The organism is Oscillospiraceae bacterium NTUH-002-81 (assembly GCA_032620915.1).
Lineage (GTDB): Bacteria > Bacillota > Clostridia > Lachnospirales > Lachnospiraceae > JAGTTR01.
In genome coordinates, this window is sequence record CP136052.1 from 747430 (window position 1) to 764343 (window position 16914).

A 16914-nucleotide genomic window follows, 5' to 3' on the forward strand; every position below is an offset into this window, starting at 1 on the left:
CCGATATTACCACTAGGAGGTTTTTAGAATGAAAAGAGGAAAGAAATACACAGAGGCTGCAAAGGCAATCGACCGCGCAACCCTTTATGATCCGGCTGAGGCTATTGCTCTTGTAAAGAAGTCTGCAGTAGCAAAGTTTGACGAGACAATCGAGGTACACATCAGAACAGGCTGTGACGGACGTCACGCTGACCAGCAGATCCGTGGTGCAGTTGTACTCCCTCACGGAACTGGTAAGCAGGTTCGTGTACTCGTATTCGCAAAGGGCGACAAGGTTGCAGAGGCAGAGGCTGCAGGAGCAGAATTTGTCGGCGGCGAGGAGCTGATGCACAAGATCCAGAGCGAGAACTGGTTTGATTTCGACGTTGTTGTTGCAACTCCTGACATGATGGGCGTTGTAGGACGTCTGGGCCGTGTACTTGGACCGAAGGGCTTAATGCCTAACCCGAAGGCTGGTACCGTAACCATGGATGTTACAAAGGCTGTTAAAGATATCAAAGCTGGTAAGATTGAGTACCGCCTGGACAAGACAAATATCGTTCACGCACCGATCGGAAAGGCTTCCTTCACAGAGGAGCAGTTATCCGACAACTTCCAGACGCTTATGGGTGCAATTAACAAGGCAAAACCTGCCGCTGTCAAAGGTCAGTATCTGAAGAGCGTAACGCTTACTTCTACGATGGGACCTGGCATTAAGGTAAACCCGATCAAATTAGCTTAATTGCGAACCGATATATAAAAGAAGAGGGGGGCCGGACTGTGCTTGACTGCGCAGCCCTGCTCCCCTTTTTTGTACTTTTGTACAAATCATTGGCTGAAACCTTTGTTTTATGGTAAAATGTTGTATGTCTCATACGGGGAGAAGCCGGTGTGGCATTGACGAAAACGAAATGTTTTGAAAAATTGGGAAAATATGGAGAAAACAGGGGTATGAATAAGAAAAATGAGAAGTTCTGGCGGATCGTGTTTGTGCTCTTCCTGCTGGGACTGTTTGGCGCCTTTTTCCTCTGGAGCATGATGCAGCCCTTCGGGGCGCCGCCGGATGAAAAAGAGCGGTTTAAAATTGTGGAATTTATTGTAAAACACGGCAAGCTGCCGCATGGCGGAGACCCGGAGATCCTACTCTATGGATGGGGGTTTTCCTACGGCTTCCAGCCGATCCTTTCCTATATATTCTCGGCGGGGATCGTGAAGGTGGTCAGCCTGTTTTCTGACAGCGAATATATCATCGAAGTGGCAGGTCGTTTTTTCAACGTCCTTCTGGGCGTGATGATGGCGGCAGTCGTCTGGAAATTATCCTCCCGGCTGTTTAAGGAGCGCAGCACCTCGCTGTTGTTCACCTTCCTTGTCTGCCTCCTGCCCCAGTGCATGTTCATGCATACGTATGTGAATGTGGATTCTCTGGCACTTTTGTCGTCGGGCATCATCGTATATGCCTGGATCGAAGGGCTGGAGACCAAGTGGAATCGGCGCAGCTGCTGGATTCTTGGCATTGGCATGGGTCTGTGCGCTATGTCCTACTATGACGCTTACGGCTTCCTGCTGTGTAGCATTCCTGTCTTTGTACAGAGCTTTGTCCATAAGAAAACGGATGGCAAAGGCATTGAGATCGAATGGAAAGAGATGATTCGCAAGGGACTGCTGGCAGGCGGCATCGCCTTTGTCATTGCAGGCTGGTGGTTCATCCGCAGCGCGATCCTGTACGACGGCGATTTTCTGGGACTTCGCACCCGGGACGAGTACGCGGAAATGTATGCGTTCAAATGGCTGAAGCCGTCCAGTGCGCCGACCTGGCACAATGCGGGATTCTCCATGTGGGACATGATGACCCAGACCACTTATTTCTTGCTGCTGGCCCGCAGCTTTGTGGGCATGTTCGAGCACATGAGCCTGGTGCTGCTGCCCTGGATGTATCCGGTGTATTATGCGATTTTCATTATCGGATTTGTTGGGGCGGTCATTGCGCTGGTGCAGCGGGGGATCAGGAAAAAGAAAGCTGCTGTTGGTAATGTACAGAAAATAGAAAGCGTAGTGCCTGGGACAGATTCTGCGGTGGAGCGCTTGGAGAGATCAGATATTGCGAAAACTTCGCAGGGAGAACAGAATCAGGCTGCCGAAAAGACAAGGGCGAACGGCTGTGCAATGACCGACGGCATCCTGGCGATGAAGATCGACCGGCAGTCCTCCATCATTTTTCATATTTGTATGGTGGCCTGTATCATCATCCCCAACATCCTGTGCCTGTGGGCATCCTATGATGTGGATTATCAGCCCCAGGGAAGATACATCCTGCCGATGATCATTCCCTTTATGTACGTGGTGGCCTACGGCATCCGATGCCTGGCATCCGCGGCCTTCCGTAAGGATGAGCGGCTGGGCAACGCCATCATTTTCTGCGCAGCTATTTTTGTGCTGGTGCTGGCACTGCTTGTATATAAGAAGATTGTTTTTACAAAATATTACTTTAACTTCATCAACCTGATCAAATCCGACTGGAAAACCTTTTTCCACTTTTTAGGTAGCAACAGTTCGGTCGCGCAATTCGCAGAATCGTGCTTTCGCACTTTTCGCTGCTACACAGCTACTTTCTGCTCATTTTCTTGCGCTCTGTTCATGCCTGCACTCGATCAGCTATTCGTGCAAGCACGATCGCTGTTCTCGTTTGTCATGATTGAACTGTTGTAAAAAAGTTCTTGACGGACGCGGCTGGATATGCTATTCTGTTTAAGGTCATTTTGACCACACTGCCGAAGACAGCAGGTGCCGAAAGGCATAAGTTGAAAACGCCTGCCGAGGAAACATTCATCATACGGAATGATTTTTGACCTCTTATGTCTGCGGATGTAAGAGGTTTTTTGCGGCGGTACATCATCATTTTAAGAAGGAGGTGCACCTATCATGGCAAAGATCGAACTCAAGAAACCTGTCGTTGAGGAGATTAACGGCAACGTGAAAGACGCAGCATGCGTTGTTCTGGTAAGCTATTCCGGAATCACTGTTGAGCAGGATACTGCTCTGCGTAAGGAAATGAGAGAGAATGGTATCACTTATAAGGTTTATAAGAATACCATGATGAGACTTGCTTTCGATGGTACAGCATGTGAGGCTCTGGACAAACATCTGGAGGGAACAAACGCAATCGCAATTTCCAAGGACGATGCAACTGCTCCGGCCAGAATTCTTGCAAAGAATGCAAAAGAACATTAAGTGTCTGGAGATGAAGGCTGGTATCGTTGAGGGCCAGTACTATGATGCGGCTGGAATCAATGCAATCGCAAGCGTTCCGTCCAGAGAGGAACTTCTCGGAAAACTGCTTGGCAGCATCCAGTCCCCTATCGCAAACTTCGCACGTGTCATCAGCCAGATTGCAGAAAGCAAAGAGGCCTAGAGCACTTAGCGAAAGCAAGACGAATGTCGCAGCTTGAGGTTAGTGCGAAGGCCGTTCGCGAACCTTATCGAGCCCAAACCATCAGGAGCGGGGCGAGGTTAGTTGAGCGAACATACGTGAAGGCACTTAGCGAAAGCAAGACGAAAGTCGCAGCTTGAGGTTAGTGCGAAGGCCGTTCGCGAACCTTATCGAGCCCAAGCCGTCAGGCGACGGGCGAAATTAGTTGAGCGAACACACGAGAAGGCACTTAGCGAAAGCAAGACGAAAGTCGCAGCTTGAGGTTAGTGCGAAGGCCGTTCGCGAACCTTATCGAGCCCAAGCCGTTAGGCACCGGGCGAAATTAGTTGAGCGAACATACGAGAAGGCACTTAGCGAAAGCAAGACGAAAGTCGCAGCTTGAGGTTATGCGGCAACTATATCAGGCAGCTTAAGCAGCTGCACAAATATTATTATAATGGAGGAAAATAAAATGGCAAAGTTAACAACCGCTGAGTTTATCGAAGCTATCAAAGAGTTAAGCGTATTAGAGTTAAACGAGTTAGTAAAAGCATGTGAAGAGGAGTTCGGTGTATCCGCAGCAGCAGGCGTTGTTGTAGCAGCAGCAGGCGGCGCAGCTGAGGCAGCTGAGGAGAAGACTGAGTTCGACGTTGAGCTGACTGAGGTTGGCGGCGCTAAGGTTAAGGTTATCAAGGTTGTTCGTGAGATCACCGGCCTGGGCCTGAAGGAAGCTAAGGATCTCGTAGACGGAGCTCCGAAGGTTCTGAAAGAGGGCGTTTCCAAGGAAGAGGCTGAGGGCATCAAGACCAAACTCGAGGCTGAGGGCGCTAAAGTTACCATCAAATAATCAAATGATGATGACCGATCCCGGGAAGAAAATTCAACTTCCCGGGATTATTTTTTTGAAACAGTTCAGCCATGTTTTCATGCAGACCGGATCCGGGCTTGCACGGAAGGCGGCCTGTGTGAAAATATGGACGGAGCGCCAGGTAATGAGCAAAAATGAGCTGCAAAGCAGCGGAGAGCATCGAAGATGCGGTTTTGCGAATGGCGCGTCTGAACTGTGCGTTGAAAAAGAATTATTTAAACGGTAAAAATAATAGTTGACAAGCATAAACACTGGTGCTACAATGTAGGGTGCACTATTGTGGTGGCATATGCCTACGCTTTAGAATGAACAGAAATGAACAAGGGGTGAACGTCAATGGAGAAAAATAGAATCAGTCCAGTTGCTTCCGGGAAGAGTATGAGAATGAACTATTCCAGACAGAAAGAGGTTCTGGAAATGCCCAATCTTATCGAAGTCCAGAAGGATTCCTACCAGTGGTTTCTGGATGAAGGACTCAAAGAGGTGTTCGATGACATCTCTCCGATTGCAGACTACAGCGGCAATCTGAGCCTGGAATTCGTAGACTTTACATTGTGCGAGGAAGACGCGAAGTATTCCATCGAGGAATGTAAAGAGCGGGATGCAACCTACGCAGCGCCTTTGAAGGTAAAGGTCAGACTTTACAACAAAGAGAATGATGAGATCAATGAGCATGAGATTTTCATGGGCGACCTGCCGCTGATGACAGTGAATGGTACGTTTGTGATCAATGGTGCGGAACGAGTTATCGTATCGCAGCTCGTGCGTTCTCCCGGAATTTACTATGCGATCAGCCATGATAAAGTTGGTAAGACACTGTATTCCTGTACTGTGATCCCGAACCGTGGTGCATGGCTGGAATATGAGACAGACTCCAATGACGTTTTTTATGTCCGTGTTGACAGAACAAGAAAAGTCCCTATTACTGTTTTGATCCGTGCTCTGGGCTTCGGCACCAACGCGGAGATTATAGATTTGTTCGGTGAAGAGCCGAAGATCCTTGCAAGTATCGCAAAGGATACATCAGAAAACTATCAGGAAGGACTCCTTGAGCTGTACAAGAAGATCCGTCCGGGTGAGCCGCTTGCTGTGGAGAACGCAGAGAGCCTGATCACCAGCATGTTCTTCGATCCGAGACGTTACGATCTGGCGAAGGTCGGCAGATACAAGTTCAATAAGAAACTTATGCTCCGCAATCGTCTGCGCGGCCAGGTGCTGGCAGAGGATGTGGTTGATGAGACAACGGGTGAGATCCTGGCAGAGGCAGGCACGACACTGAGCCGTGAGCTGGCTGACAAGATCCAGAATGCAGCCGTTCCTTTTGTGTGGATTGAGACAGAGGAGCGCAAGGTGAAGGTCCTTTCCAATATGATGGTAGACCTGGCTGCTTATGTGGATGTGGACCCGAAGGAAGTCGGTGTTACAGAATTAGTATACTACCCGGCTCTGAGAAAAATACTGGAAGAAAATGAGGATCTCGAGGATATCAAGGCTGCGATCCACAAGAATATCCATGAGCTCATTCCGAAGCATATCACCAAGGAAGATATTCTTGCTTCTATTAACTATAACATGCATCTGGAGTATGGCATCGGCAGCGAGGACGACATCGACCATCTGGGCAACCGTCGTATCCGTGCAGTCGGTGAGCTGCTGCAGAACCAGTACCGGATCGGCCTTTCCCGTCTGGAGAGAGTTGTCCGGGAACGTATGACCACCCAGGATCTGGAGGGAATCTCTCCCCAGTCTCTGATCAACATCAAACCGGTGACCGCTGCCGTGAAGGAATTCTTCGGTTCCTCCCAGCTGTCCCAGTTCATGGATCAGAACAACCCGCTGGGTGAGCTGACCCACAAGAGACGTCTGTCCGCACTGGGACCTGGCGGTCTGTCAAGAGACCGTGCCGGATTCGAGGTTCGAGACGTACACTATTCCCATTACGGAAGAATGTGCCCCATCGAGACACCTGAGGGACCGAACATCGGTCTGATCAACTCCCTGGCTTCTTTCGCACGGATCAACGAGTATGGATTCGTGGAGGCACCGTATCGTAAGATCGATAAATCTGATCCGAAGAACCCGCGGGTTACCGATCAGGTAGAATATATGACTGCGGACGAGGAAGACAATTACCACGTAGCGCAGGCGAATGAGCAGCTGGATGAAGAAGGACATTTCGTCCGTAAAAATGTATCCGGCCGTTACAGAGATGAGACCCAGGAGTACGAGAGAACCATGTTTGACTACATGGACGTATCTCCGAGAATGGTATTCTCCGTCGCTACAGCCCTGATCCCGTTCCTGCAGAACGACGACGCAAACCGTGCGCTGATGGGATCCAACATGCAGCGTCAGGCAGTGCCGCTTCTGATTACAGAGGCTCCGGTAGTCGGAACCGGTATGGAAGCGAAGGCTGCTGTGGACTCCGGTGTATGTGTCGTTGCCAAGAAACCGGGTACGGTAGAGCGTTCCGAGTCCAACCAGATTACCATCAAAAATGATGACGGCACCAGAGATGTTTACCGTCTGTACAAATTTGTTCGAAGCAACCAGAGCAACTGCTACAACCAGAAGCCCATCGTGTTCAAGGGCGACCATGTAGAGGCCGGCGAGGTCATCGCTGACGGCCCGTCCACTTCCAACGGCGAGCTGGCACTTGGTAAGAACCCGCTGATCGGCTTCATGACATGGGAAGGCTACAACTACGAGGATGCCGTTCTGTTAAGTGAGCGTCTGGTGCAGGAGGATGTATATACTTCCGTTCATATCGAGGAGTATGAGGCAGAGGCCCGTGACACCAAGCTGGGACCGGAAGAGATCACCAGAGACGTTCCGGGTGTCGGTGACGATGCGCTGAAGGATCTGGATGAGCGCGGCGTCATCCGTATCGGTGCCGAGGTTCGTGCCGGGGATATCCTGGTAGGTAAGGTAACCCCCAAGGGGGAAACTGAGCTGACCGCCGAGGAGCGCCTGCTGCGTGCCATCTTTGGTGAGAAGGCTCGCGAGGTGCGTGATACTTCCCTGAAAGTACCGCACGGAGAATATGGTATTGTTGTGGACGCAAAAGTGTTTACAAGAGAGAATGGCGATGAGCTGTCTCCGGGTGTCAACCAGTCCGTCCGCATTTACATTGCACAGAAGAGAAAGATTTCCGTCGGCGATAAGATGGCCGGACGTCACGGTAACAAGGGTGTTGTTTCCCGTGTACTGCCGGTAGAGGATATGCCGTTCCTGCCGAACGGCCGTCCGCTGGATATCGTGCTGAACCCTCTGGGTGTGCCGTCCCGTATGAATATCGGACAGGTGCTGGAGATCCACTTAAGCCTTGCTGCCAAGGCACTGGGCTTCAATATTTCGACACCGGTATTTGACGGTGCCAATGAGCTGGATATCCAGGATACCCTGGAGCTGGCCAATGATTATGTCAACATGGAGTGGGAAGACTTCGTTGCCAAGCATGGCGAGGAGCTCAAACCGGAGGTGCTTGCTTATCTGGATGAGAACAAGGCACACCGCGCTCTGTGGAAAGGTGTTCCGATCAGCCGCAACGGTAAGGTTCGTCTGCGCGACGGCAGAACGGGTGAGTTCTTCGACAGCCCGGTAACTATCGGACACATGCATTACCTGAAACTGCACCATCTGGTAGACGATAAGATCCATGCACGTTCTACCGGTCCTTACTCCCTCGTTACACAGCAGCCGCTGGGTGGTAAAGCACAGTTCGGCGGACAGCGTTTCGGAGAGATGGAGGTATGGGCACTGGAGGCTTACGGTGCGGCTTACACCCCTGCAGGAGATCCTGACTGTGAAGTCCGACGATGTGATCGGCCGTGTGAAGACATACGAGGCCATCATCAAGGGCGACAACATTCCGGAGCCCGGTATTCCGGAGTCCTTCAAGGTTCTGTTAAAAGAGCTGCAGTCTCTGGGTCTGGATGTGCGTGTGCTGCGTGAGGACAATACCGAAGTTGAGATTATGGAAACCATTGATTATGGCGAAACCGATCTGCATTCCATCATTGAGGGAGACAGAGATTTCAATTACGATGATAATGAGTCCTATCATGATTACGGATTCTCCAAGCAGGAGTTCGACGGCGACGAGCTTGTTGACGTGGAAGAGGAACCGGATGATGATATGATGACAGATTTCGATGATACGATTGACGAAGAGTAGAAGGGAGTGCCGTAAATGCCGGAAGTAAACAACAATGAAGCATACCAGCCGATGACTTTTGATGCCATCAGAATTGGTCTCGCTTCTCCGGAAAAGATTCTGGAGTGGTCCAGAGGAGAAGTGAAGAAGCCCGAGACGATCAACTACCGGACGTTAAAGCCGGAGAAGGACGGACTGTTCTGTGAGCGTATTTTCGGACCGAGCAAAGACTGGGAGTGCCACTGCGGTAAATATAAGAAAATCCGTTACAAAGGCGTTATCTGTGACCGCTGCGGTGTAGAGGTAACGAAGTCCAACGTTCGTCGTGAGCGTATGGGCCATATCAAGCTGGCAGCGCCGGTATCCCATATCTGGTATTTCAAGGGAATTCCCAGCCGTATGGGACTGATCCTTGACCTGTCTCCGAGAACACTGGAGAAGGTACTGTACTTTGCTTCTTACATCGTTCTGGATCCCGGAACAACAAACCTGCAGTATAAGCAGGTGCTGTCCGAGCAGGAATACCAGAAAGCAAGAGAAGAACTGGGAAGCAGCTTCCGTGTCGGCATGGGCGCCGAGTCCATCAAGGAGCTGCTGCAGGCCATCGACCTGGAGAAAGAGGCTGTGACGCTGAAAGCAGAGCTGAAGAACGCTACCGGCCAGAAGCGTGCGAGAATCATCAAGCGCCTGGAGGTTGTAGAGTCCTTCCGCGGCTCAGGCAACAAGCCCGAGTGGATGATCATGGATGTGATCCCGGTCATCCCGCCGGATCTGCGTCCTATGGTACAGCTGGACGGCGGCCGTTTTGCCACCAGTGACCTGAACGATTTATACAGAAGAATCATCAACCGTAACAACCGTCTGCAGAGACTGCTGGAGCTGGGCGCTCCGGATATCATTGTCCGCAATGAGAAACGGATGCTGCAGGAGGCAGTGGATGCCCTGATCGACAACGGAAGAAGAGGACGTCCGGTAACCGGCCCCGGTAACCGTGCGCTGAAATCTCTTTCCGATATGCTGAAAGGTAAGTCCGGACGTTTCCGTCAGAACCTGCTCGGTAAGAGAGTTGACTATTCCGGACGTTCCGTTATCGTCGTAGGACCGGAGCTGAAGATTTATCAGTGCGGTCTGCCGAAGGAGATGGCCATCGAGCTGTTCAAGCCTTTCGTTATGAAGGAGCTGGTTGCCAACGGAACCTCTCACAATATCAAAAATGCGAAGAAGATGGTTGAGCGCCTGCAGCCGGAGGTATGGGACGTTCTCGAGAACGTCATTAAGGAGCACCCGGTTATGCTGAACCGTGCACCTACACTGCACCGTCTGGGTATCCAGGCATTTGAGCCGATCCTGGTAGAAGGTAAGGCAATCAAGCTGCATCCGCTGGTTTGTACCGCATTCAACGCCGACTTCGACGGAGACCAGATGGCTGTTCATCTGCCGCTGTCCGTGGAAGCACAGTCTGAGTGCCGGTTCATGCTTCTTTCCCCGAACAACCTGCTGAAGCCGTCTGATGGCGGCCCGGTGGCTGTTCCTTCTCAGGATATGGTTCTTGGTATTTACTATCTGACCCAGGAGCGTCCGGGAGACGTGGGAGAGGGCAAGGTATTCAAGAGCATCAACGAGGCGATCCTTGCTTACGAGAACAAGGTAGTTACCCTGCATTCCAGAGTGACCGTCCGCGTGACCAAGACCATGCCGGATGGCACACAGCTGACAGGCAATGTTTCCTCCACCGTTGGAAGATTTATCTTCAATGAGATCATACCCCAGGATCTGGGCTTTGTAGACAGAAGCGTTCCGGGCAATGAGCTGCTGCAGGAGATCGACTTCCTGGTAGGTAAGAAGCAGTTAAAGCAGATTCTGGAAAAAGTCATCAACACCCATGGCGCAGGCAAGACCGCAGAGGTGCTGGATAACATCAAGGCAATGGGATACAAATATTCCACCAGAGCTGCCATGACTGTATCCATTTCTGATATGACCGTGCCGCCGGAAAAACCGGAGCTGATCCAGAAAGCACAGGATACCGTTGACCTGATCACCAAGAACTACAAACGAGGCCTGATCACAGAGGAAGAGCGTTATAAGGAAGTTGTCGAGACCTGGAAAGAGACCGATGATATCCTGACGAAAGCCCTGCTGGACGGCCTGGATAAATACAACAACATCTTCATGATGGCTGACTCCGGAGCCCGTGGTTCCGATAAGCAGATCAAACAGCTGGCCGGTATGCGAGGCCTGATGGCAGATACGACCGGTCACACCATCGAGATGCCCATCAAGTCCAACTTCCGTGAAGGTCTTGACGTACTGGAGTACTTCATGTCTGCCCATGGCGCACGAAAAGGTATGTCTGATACCGCTCTGCGTACGGCTGACTCCGGTTACCTGACCCGTCGAATGGTTGACGTTTCTCAGGAGCTGATCATCCGTGAGACAGACTGCAGCGAGGGCAAGGACGAGATCCCGGGCATGATCGTTAAGGCATTCCGCGATGGCCGTGAGGAGATCGAGGGCCTGAAGGACCGTATCACAGGAAGAGTTTCCTGCGAGGATATCTATGACAAAGACGGCGAGCTCATCGTGAAGAAGAATCACATGATCACACCGAAGCGTGCAGCACGGATCATGGCCACCGGCGTAGAGCAGGTGAAGATCCGTACCATCCTGACCTGCCGCTGCCACAGCGGTATCTGTGCAAAATGCTATGGCGCCAACATGGCCACCGGCGAGGCTGTACAGGTGGGCGAGGCAGTCGGAATCATCGCAGCACAGTCCATCGGTGAGCCTGGTACACAGCTGACCATGAGAACCTTCCACAGCGGCGGTGTTGCCGGCGGCGATATCACACAGGGTCTTCCCCGTGTCGAGGAGCTGTTCGAGGCAAGAAAGCCCAAGGGACTTGCCATTATCACAGAGTTCGCAGGAACTGCTGTCATCAAAGATACAAAGAAGAAACGCGAGATCATCGTTACCAACAACGAGACCGGCGAATCCAAGGCGTACCTCATTCCTTACGGTTCCAGAATCAAGGTTCAGGACGGACAGGAGCTGGAGGCCGGCGATGAGCTGACAGAAGGTAGCGTGAACCCGCACGATATCCTGAAGATCAAGGGTGTTCGTTCCGTACAGGACTACATGCTGCAGGAAGTACAGCGTGTATACCGTCTGCAGGGTGTTGATATCAGCGATAAGCACATTGAGGTGATCGTTCGTCAGATGCTTCGTAAGGTAAGAATCGAGGAGAGCGGAGATTCCGAATATCTGCCGGGTACCCTGGTAGACATCCTTGATTTCGAGGATCTGAACGAAGAGCTGATCAAAGAAGGAAAGGCGCCTGCAGAGGGCAAGCAGATCATGCTTGGTATCACCAAGGCTGCACTGGCAACCAATTCCTTCATGTCTGCCGCATCCTTCCAGGAGACAACCAAGGTTCTGACCGAGGCTGCCATCAAGGGTAAGGTCGATCCGCTGATCGGTCTGAAGGAGAACGTTATCATCGGTAAACTGATTCCTGCCGGAACCGGTATGAAGCGTTACCGCAACGTAAAACTGGATACGGATATGGAAGAAACCGACGAGCTGGAATTTGCCGAGGAGCCGGAAGACGACGAGGAGCTGAATTTCAGCGAGAAAGTGGACGACGATGCACTGGCTGATGAGGATTCTGAAAGCGCAGACGAGGCAGAAACATCTGCTGAGGAAGCTGCTGACGAGGACGAAGAGCCGGAAGCATAAAATCAAGCCGAGATACAGGGGCGGGGCTGCGAAGCAGTCCTGCCCTTTTCGTTGCCCTGAATGCAAAAGGAGACATTGTCAACAGGACAGGAACCTTCGCGAGGATACTGTTTATTATGCATCAATAGAAGGAAAATACAGATGTCTTATGGTAAGGTGGCAAAATATCGAAGAATGATCTGTTACAGGATTCTTTCTGGTTTGTTGTAAAATAGGAGAAGTAGAAGAAATGAACCGAGATAAAAAATACATCGGCGGCATCGTTGCCCTGTTTCTGGCGGCTTTCGCCTGGGGCTCTGCCTACACGGTGATGAAATCCAATCTGGAAATCTTTCCGGCCATGTGGCTGCTGGGCATCCGTTTTGCCATCGCCGGAGCGCTGATGGCGGTGATCTGTCTGCCAAAATGGAAAGAACTGGACAGACAGACGGTATGCCATGGTGTCTGGATGGGCATGCTTTTATATATGGAGTTTTTCTTTTTCACGGTGGGGATCCAGTACACCACTGCTTCCCGGTCGGCCTTTGTGGTGGCGGCCTACATCATCTTTGTACCGGGTGCCTACTGGCTCGTATTCCGGAAACGCCCGGGGAAACTGGATGTGGCGGCGTCGGTCACCTGCCTGCTGGGGGCGGCCATCATTTTGCTGGACAGCGCTGGCGGCGGCATCAACAAAGGAGACCTCCTGACCGTGGGCAGCTCCCTGTTCTATGCGGTACATGTCATGTACGGCTCCGTGTATGCCAAGCAGCACAGTCCCTTATTGCTGAACATGCTGCAGATCGGCACCGCCGGGATCATCGGGCTGGCGGCGGCATTTCTCACCACCCCGTTTCCGACGGGGGTGCAGTTCGCGGACTTTGGCGGTGCCATTTACCTGGCGGTGGGCTCCACCATCATCCCGTATCTGTTAAGCCTGGTGGGACAGCGCTACGTGCGGCCCACCACCAGTGCTGTCATTCTTTCTTTTGAGAGTGTGTTCGGCTGCCTGGCCTCTGTGCTCGTGCTGGGGGATCGGCTGACACCCCGGTTTGTGTTGGGGGCCGCTGTGGTGCTGTTTTCATTCTTTGTGGCAGAAGGGATTGTGCCAGGGATGAAGCGTTGATTTGTTTAAAAAGTTCAGTCGCGCCATTCCCACAGCTCATTTTTGCTCATGAACTGGCGCTCAGCCCATCCGTCCACGTTGCCGCTCTTACGTGCGAGCACGACGCCCGGCAGCATGAGACGGCTGGCTGAACTTTTTTCACAAAGGGGCTTGACAAGAAAATGAGGGATTCGTATAATAACTTAGTGTGCGCAAGAATGCATTTTCTTGGCGCGCACGCAATTCAGCAAGAGTCTGAATCAGCAGCCGCGACACAGAGCAGGAAAACCCTGCAACTGAATATTACAGGAGGTGAACAGGATGCCTACATTTAACCAGTTAGTTAGAAAAGGAAGACAGACATCTGTAAAAAAATCTACAGCACCGGCTCTGTTAAAGAGCTACAACTCTTTAAAGAAGAGAGCAACAGATTCCAATTCTCCGCAGAAGAGAGGAGTTTGCACCGCTGTTAAGACCGCAACCCCGAAGAAGCCTAACTCTGCTTTAAGAAAGATCGCCAGAGTTCGTCTTTCCAACGGAATTGAGGTAACAAGCTATATCCCCGGTGAGGGACACAACCTTCAGGAGCACAGCGTTGTGCTGATCCGTGGAGGAAGAGTTAAGGATTTACCTGGTACAAGATACCACATTGTCAGAGGTACACTGGATACCGCAGGCGTTGCCAAGAGAAGACAGGCACGTTCCAAGTACGGTGCAAAGAGACCGAAAGACGCTAAGAAATAAGCAACTGTAGTTTTTTCGTATCACAAACAGAACTATGATTAGTGCGGTGATCCTGATATTGCCCTGACGGCTGCGGGTTTAATAGATAAAGGTTTACGCGCGAACACAGTAGACACATGTGAGTACCGAAGATTTAATTGAAAACGGGCTTTCATAGTCCGCGAATCATAATTAAGGAGGGAAGTAACGTGCCACGTAAAGGACATACTCAGAAAAGAGACGTATTAGCTGATCCGTTATACAATAACAAGGTGGTTACGAAGCTTATCAATAACATCATGTTAGATGGTAAGAAAGGTGTAGCCCAGAAGATCGTATATGGAGCATTTGACAAAGTCGCTGAAAAGACCGACAGACCTGCTCTTGAGGTATTTGAAGAGGCTATGAACAACATCATGCCGGTACTGGAAGTAAAAGCAAGACGTATCGGTGGTGCTACCTATCAGGTTCCGATCGAGGTTAGACCGGAGAGAAGACAGGCACTCGGACTTCGTTGGATCACTCTGTACTCTCGTAAGAGAGGCGAGAAGACCATGGAAGAGAGACTGGCAAATGAGATTCTCGACGCTGCGAACAATACCGGAGCTTCTGTAAAGAAGAAAGAAGACATGCACAAGATGGCAGAGGCAAACAAGGCTTTCGCTCATTACAGATTCTAATTGTTTGCTATTGTTTTAATTTAAGGAGGAAAATACCTTGGCTGGTAGAGAATATCCGTTAGAGAGAACCAGAAACATTGGTATTATGGCTCATATCGATGCAGGTAAAACTACACTGACAGAGCGTATCTTATACTATACCGGTGTCAACTACAAAATCGGTGATACCCACGAAGGTACTGCTACCATGGACTGGATGGAGCAGGAGCAGGAGAGAGGTATTACTATCACATCTGCAGCAACAACCTGCCACTGGACTCTGGAAGACCACACAAAGGTTAAACCGGGTGCTCTGGAGCACAGAATCAACATCATCGACACACCTGGACACGTAGACTTTACCGTAGAGGTTGAGCGTTCTCTTCGTGTACTGGACGGCGCTGTCGGCGTTTTCTGTGCAAAGGGTGGTGTTGAGCCGCAGTCTGAGAACGTATGGCGTCAGGCTGATACGTACAATGTACCCCGTATGGCATTCATCAACAAGATGGATATCCTGGGTGCAGATTTCTACAACGCTGTAGATCAGATCAAGACAAGACTTGGCAAGAATGCCATTCCGGTACAGCTGCCTATCGGCAAGGAGGATGATTTCAAGGGAATCATCGACCTGTTCGAGATGGAAGCTTACATCTACAATGATGAGAAGGGTGACGATATTTCCGTTACCGAGATTCCGGAAGACATGAAGGAAGACGCAGAGCTGTATCGTACAGACATGATCGAGAAGATCTGTGAGCTGGACGACGATCTGATGATGAAATACCTGGAAGGCGAAGAGCCGACCACAGAGGAGCTGAAAGCAGCCCTGAGAAAAGGAACCTGTGAGTGTACAGCAGTTCCGGTATGCTGCGGTTCCGCATACAGAAACAAAGGTGTTCAGAAGCTTCTGGACGCAATCCTTGAGTACATGCCTGCTCCTACAGACATCCCTGCAATCAAGGGTACCGACCTGGATGGCAACGAGATCGAGAGACACTCTTCTGATGACGAGCCTTTCGCAGCTCTGGCATTCAAGATCATGGCTGACCCGTTCGTAGGTAAGCTCGCATTCTTCCGTGTATATTCCGGTACGATGAACTCCGGTTCTTACGTGCTGAATGCAACAAAGGGCAAGAAAGAGCGTGTAGGACGTATCCTGCAGATGCATGCAAACAAGAGAGCAGAGCTGGATAAGGTTTACTCCGGTGATATCGCTGCCGCTGTTGGATTCAAGTTCACAACAACCGGTGATACCATCTGTGATGAGCAGCATCCGGTAATCCTTGAGTCCATGGAGTTCCCTGAGCCGGTTATCGAGCTGGCAATCGAGCCCAAGACCAAGGCTGGACAGGGCAAACTCGGTGAGGCTCTTGCAAAACTTGCAGAAGAGGATCCGACATTCCGTGCACACACCAACCAGGAGACTGGACAGACCATCATCGCTGGTATGGGTGAGCTGCATCTGGAGATCATCGTTGACCGTCTGCTTCGTGAGTTCAAGGTAGAGGCAAACGTAGGTGCTCCTCAGGTTGCATATAAAGAGACCATCACAAAGGCTGTAGACGTAGACAGCAAGTATGCAAAACAGTCCGGTGGTCGTGGTCAGTATGGTCACTGTAAAGTACACTTCGAGCCGATGGATCCCAACGGCGAGGAGACATTCAAGTTCGAGTCCAGCGTTGTCGGCGGTGCGATCCCGAAGGAGTACATCCCGGCTGTTGGCGAAGGTATCGAAGAGGCTACCAAGGCTGGTATCCTTGGCGGATTCCCGGTAGTTGGTGTATCTGCTAACGTATACGATGGTTCTTACCATGAGGTAGACTCCAGTGAGATGGCATTCCACATCGCAGGTTCCCTTGCATTTAAGGATGCTATGTCCAAGGCTAACCCGATCCTTCTTGAGCCTATCATGAAGGTTGAGGTTTCCATGCCTGAGGAGTACATGGGAGACGTTATCGGTGACATCAATGCCCGTCGTGGTCGTATCGAGGGTATGGAAGATGTCGGCGGCGGTAAGATGGTCAAGGGCTATGTTCCGCTGGCAGAGATGTTCGGATACGCAACAGACCTTCGTTCCAAGACACAGGGACGTGGTAACTACTCCATGTTCTTCGAGAAATACGAGCAGGTACCGAAGAGTGTACAGGAAAAGGTTATCAACGACAAAACAAAATAATAGATTCTGCGTAAAATGGGCTTGAAAATATATCGTAATTGAAATATAATCTAAGATAGCCTATATTGAACAGAAACAAGTAAAACAAAGAAAATGCCCAAAGGCGATATCTATTTAAGGAGGAC

At 50.8% G+C, this 16914-nt stretch carries 8 protein-coding genes, 2 pseudogenes and 1 other annotated feature; all 10 genes and pseudogenes read left to right on the forward strand.

Translation table 11 applies throughout. The annotated features are described in order from the left end of the window. Positions 1–28: 28 nt before the first annotated feature. The 10 genes and pseudogenes from rplA (at position 29) to fusA (ending at position 16789) form a co-directional block, all read left to right on the forward strand. The gene (gene rplA / locus RJD28_03620) at positions 29–721 is read left to right on the forward strand and encodes a 50S ribosomal protein L1 (protein WNV58629.1); all 693 of its coding nucleotides are present in this window, start codon (positions 29–31) and stop codon (positions 719–721) included. Between the two features lie 209 nt (positions 722–930). Next, a complete protein-coding gene (locus tag RJD28_03625; protein ID WNV58630.1) occupies positions 931–2685 on the forward strand; it encodes a hypothetical protein in 1755 nt (584 codons plus the stop codon). A 44-nt stretch (positions 2686–2729) separates the two neighbouring features. Beyond that, positions 2730–2866, forward strand: a sequence feature (ribosomal protein L10 leader region). Between the two features lie 32 nt (positions 2867–2898). Then, positions 2899–3388, forward strand: a pseudogene (gene rplJ, locus RJD28_03630) (50S ribosomal protein L10). Between the two features lie 469 nt (positions 3389–3857). Next, positions 3858–4232: a 50S ribosomal protein L7/L12 gene (rplL, locus tag RJD28_03635; protein ID WNV58631.1), complete on the forward strand. Its 375-nt coding sequence runs from the start codon at positions 3858–3860 to the stop codon at positions 4230–4232. 357 nt (positions 4233–4589) lie between these two features. Further along, positions 4590–8430, forward strand: a pseudogene (locus RJD28_03640) (DNA-directed RNA polymerase subunit beta). Positions 8431–8445: 15 nt separating this feature from the next. Continuing rightward, positions 8446–12147, forward strand: a complete 3702-nt coding sequence (gene rpoC / locus RJD28_03645; protein WNV58632.1) for a DNA-directed RNA polymerase subunit beta' — start codon at positions 8446–8448, stop codon at positions 12145–12147. Between the two features lie 229 nt (positions 12148–12376). Next, positions 12377–13252: a DMT family transporter gene (locus RJD28_03650; GenBank protein WNV58633.1), complete on the forward strand. Its 876-nt coding sequence runs from the start codon at positions 12377–12379 to the stop codon at positions 13250–13252. Between the two features lie 300 nt (positions 13253–13552). Then, positions 13553–13975, forward strand: coding sequence for a 30S ribosomal protein S12 (gene rpsL / locus RJD28_03655; GenBank protein WNV58634.1), 423 nt, complete (start codon positions 13553–13555; stop codon positions 13973–13975). 188 nt (positions 13976–14163) lie between these two features. Beyond that, positions 14164–14634 carry a 30S ribosomal protein S7 gene (rpsG, locus tag RJD28_03660; protein ID WNV58635.1) on the forward strand — a complete coding sequence of 157 codons (471 nt, stop codon included), beginning with the start codon at positions 14164–14166 and terminating at the stop codon, positions 14632–14634. 37 nt (positions 14635–14671) lie between these two features. Further along, complete coding sequence (fusA, locus tag RJD28_03665; GenBank protein ID WNV58636.1) at positions 14672–16789, forward strand: elongation factor G; 2118 nt, start codon at positions 14672–14674, stop codon at positions 16787–16789. Positions 16790–16914 lie beyond the last annotated feature (125 nt).

Coding starts and splice junctions, on each gene's coding strand:
- rplA (WNV58629.1), top strand. CDS start 29: ATGAAAAGAGGAAAGAAATACACAGAGGCTGCAAAGGCAATCGACCGC.
- RJD28_03625 (WNV58630.1), top strand. CDS start 931: ATGAATAAGAAAAATGAGAAGTTCTGGCGGATCGTGTTTGTGCTCTTC.
- rplL (WNV58631.1), top strand. CDS start 3,858: ATGGCAAAGTTAACAACCGCTGAGTTTATCGAAGCTATCAAAGAGTTA.
- rpoC (WNV58632.1), top strand. CDS start 8,446: ATGCCGGAAGTAAACAACAATGAAGCATACCAGCCGATGACTTTTGAT.
- RJD28_03650 (WNV58633.1), top strand. CDS start 12,377: ATGAACCGAGATAAAAAATACATCGGCGGCATCGTTGCCCTGTTTCTG.
- rpsL (WNV58634.1), top strand. CDS start 13,553: ATGCCTACATTTAACCAGTTAGTTAGAAAAGGAAGACAGACATCTGTA.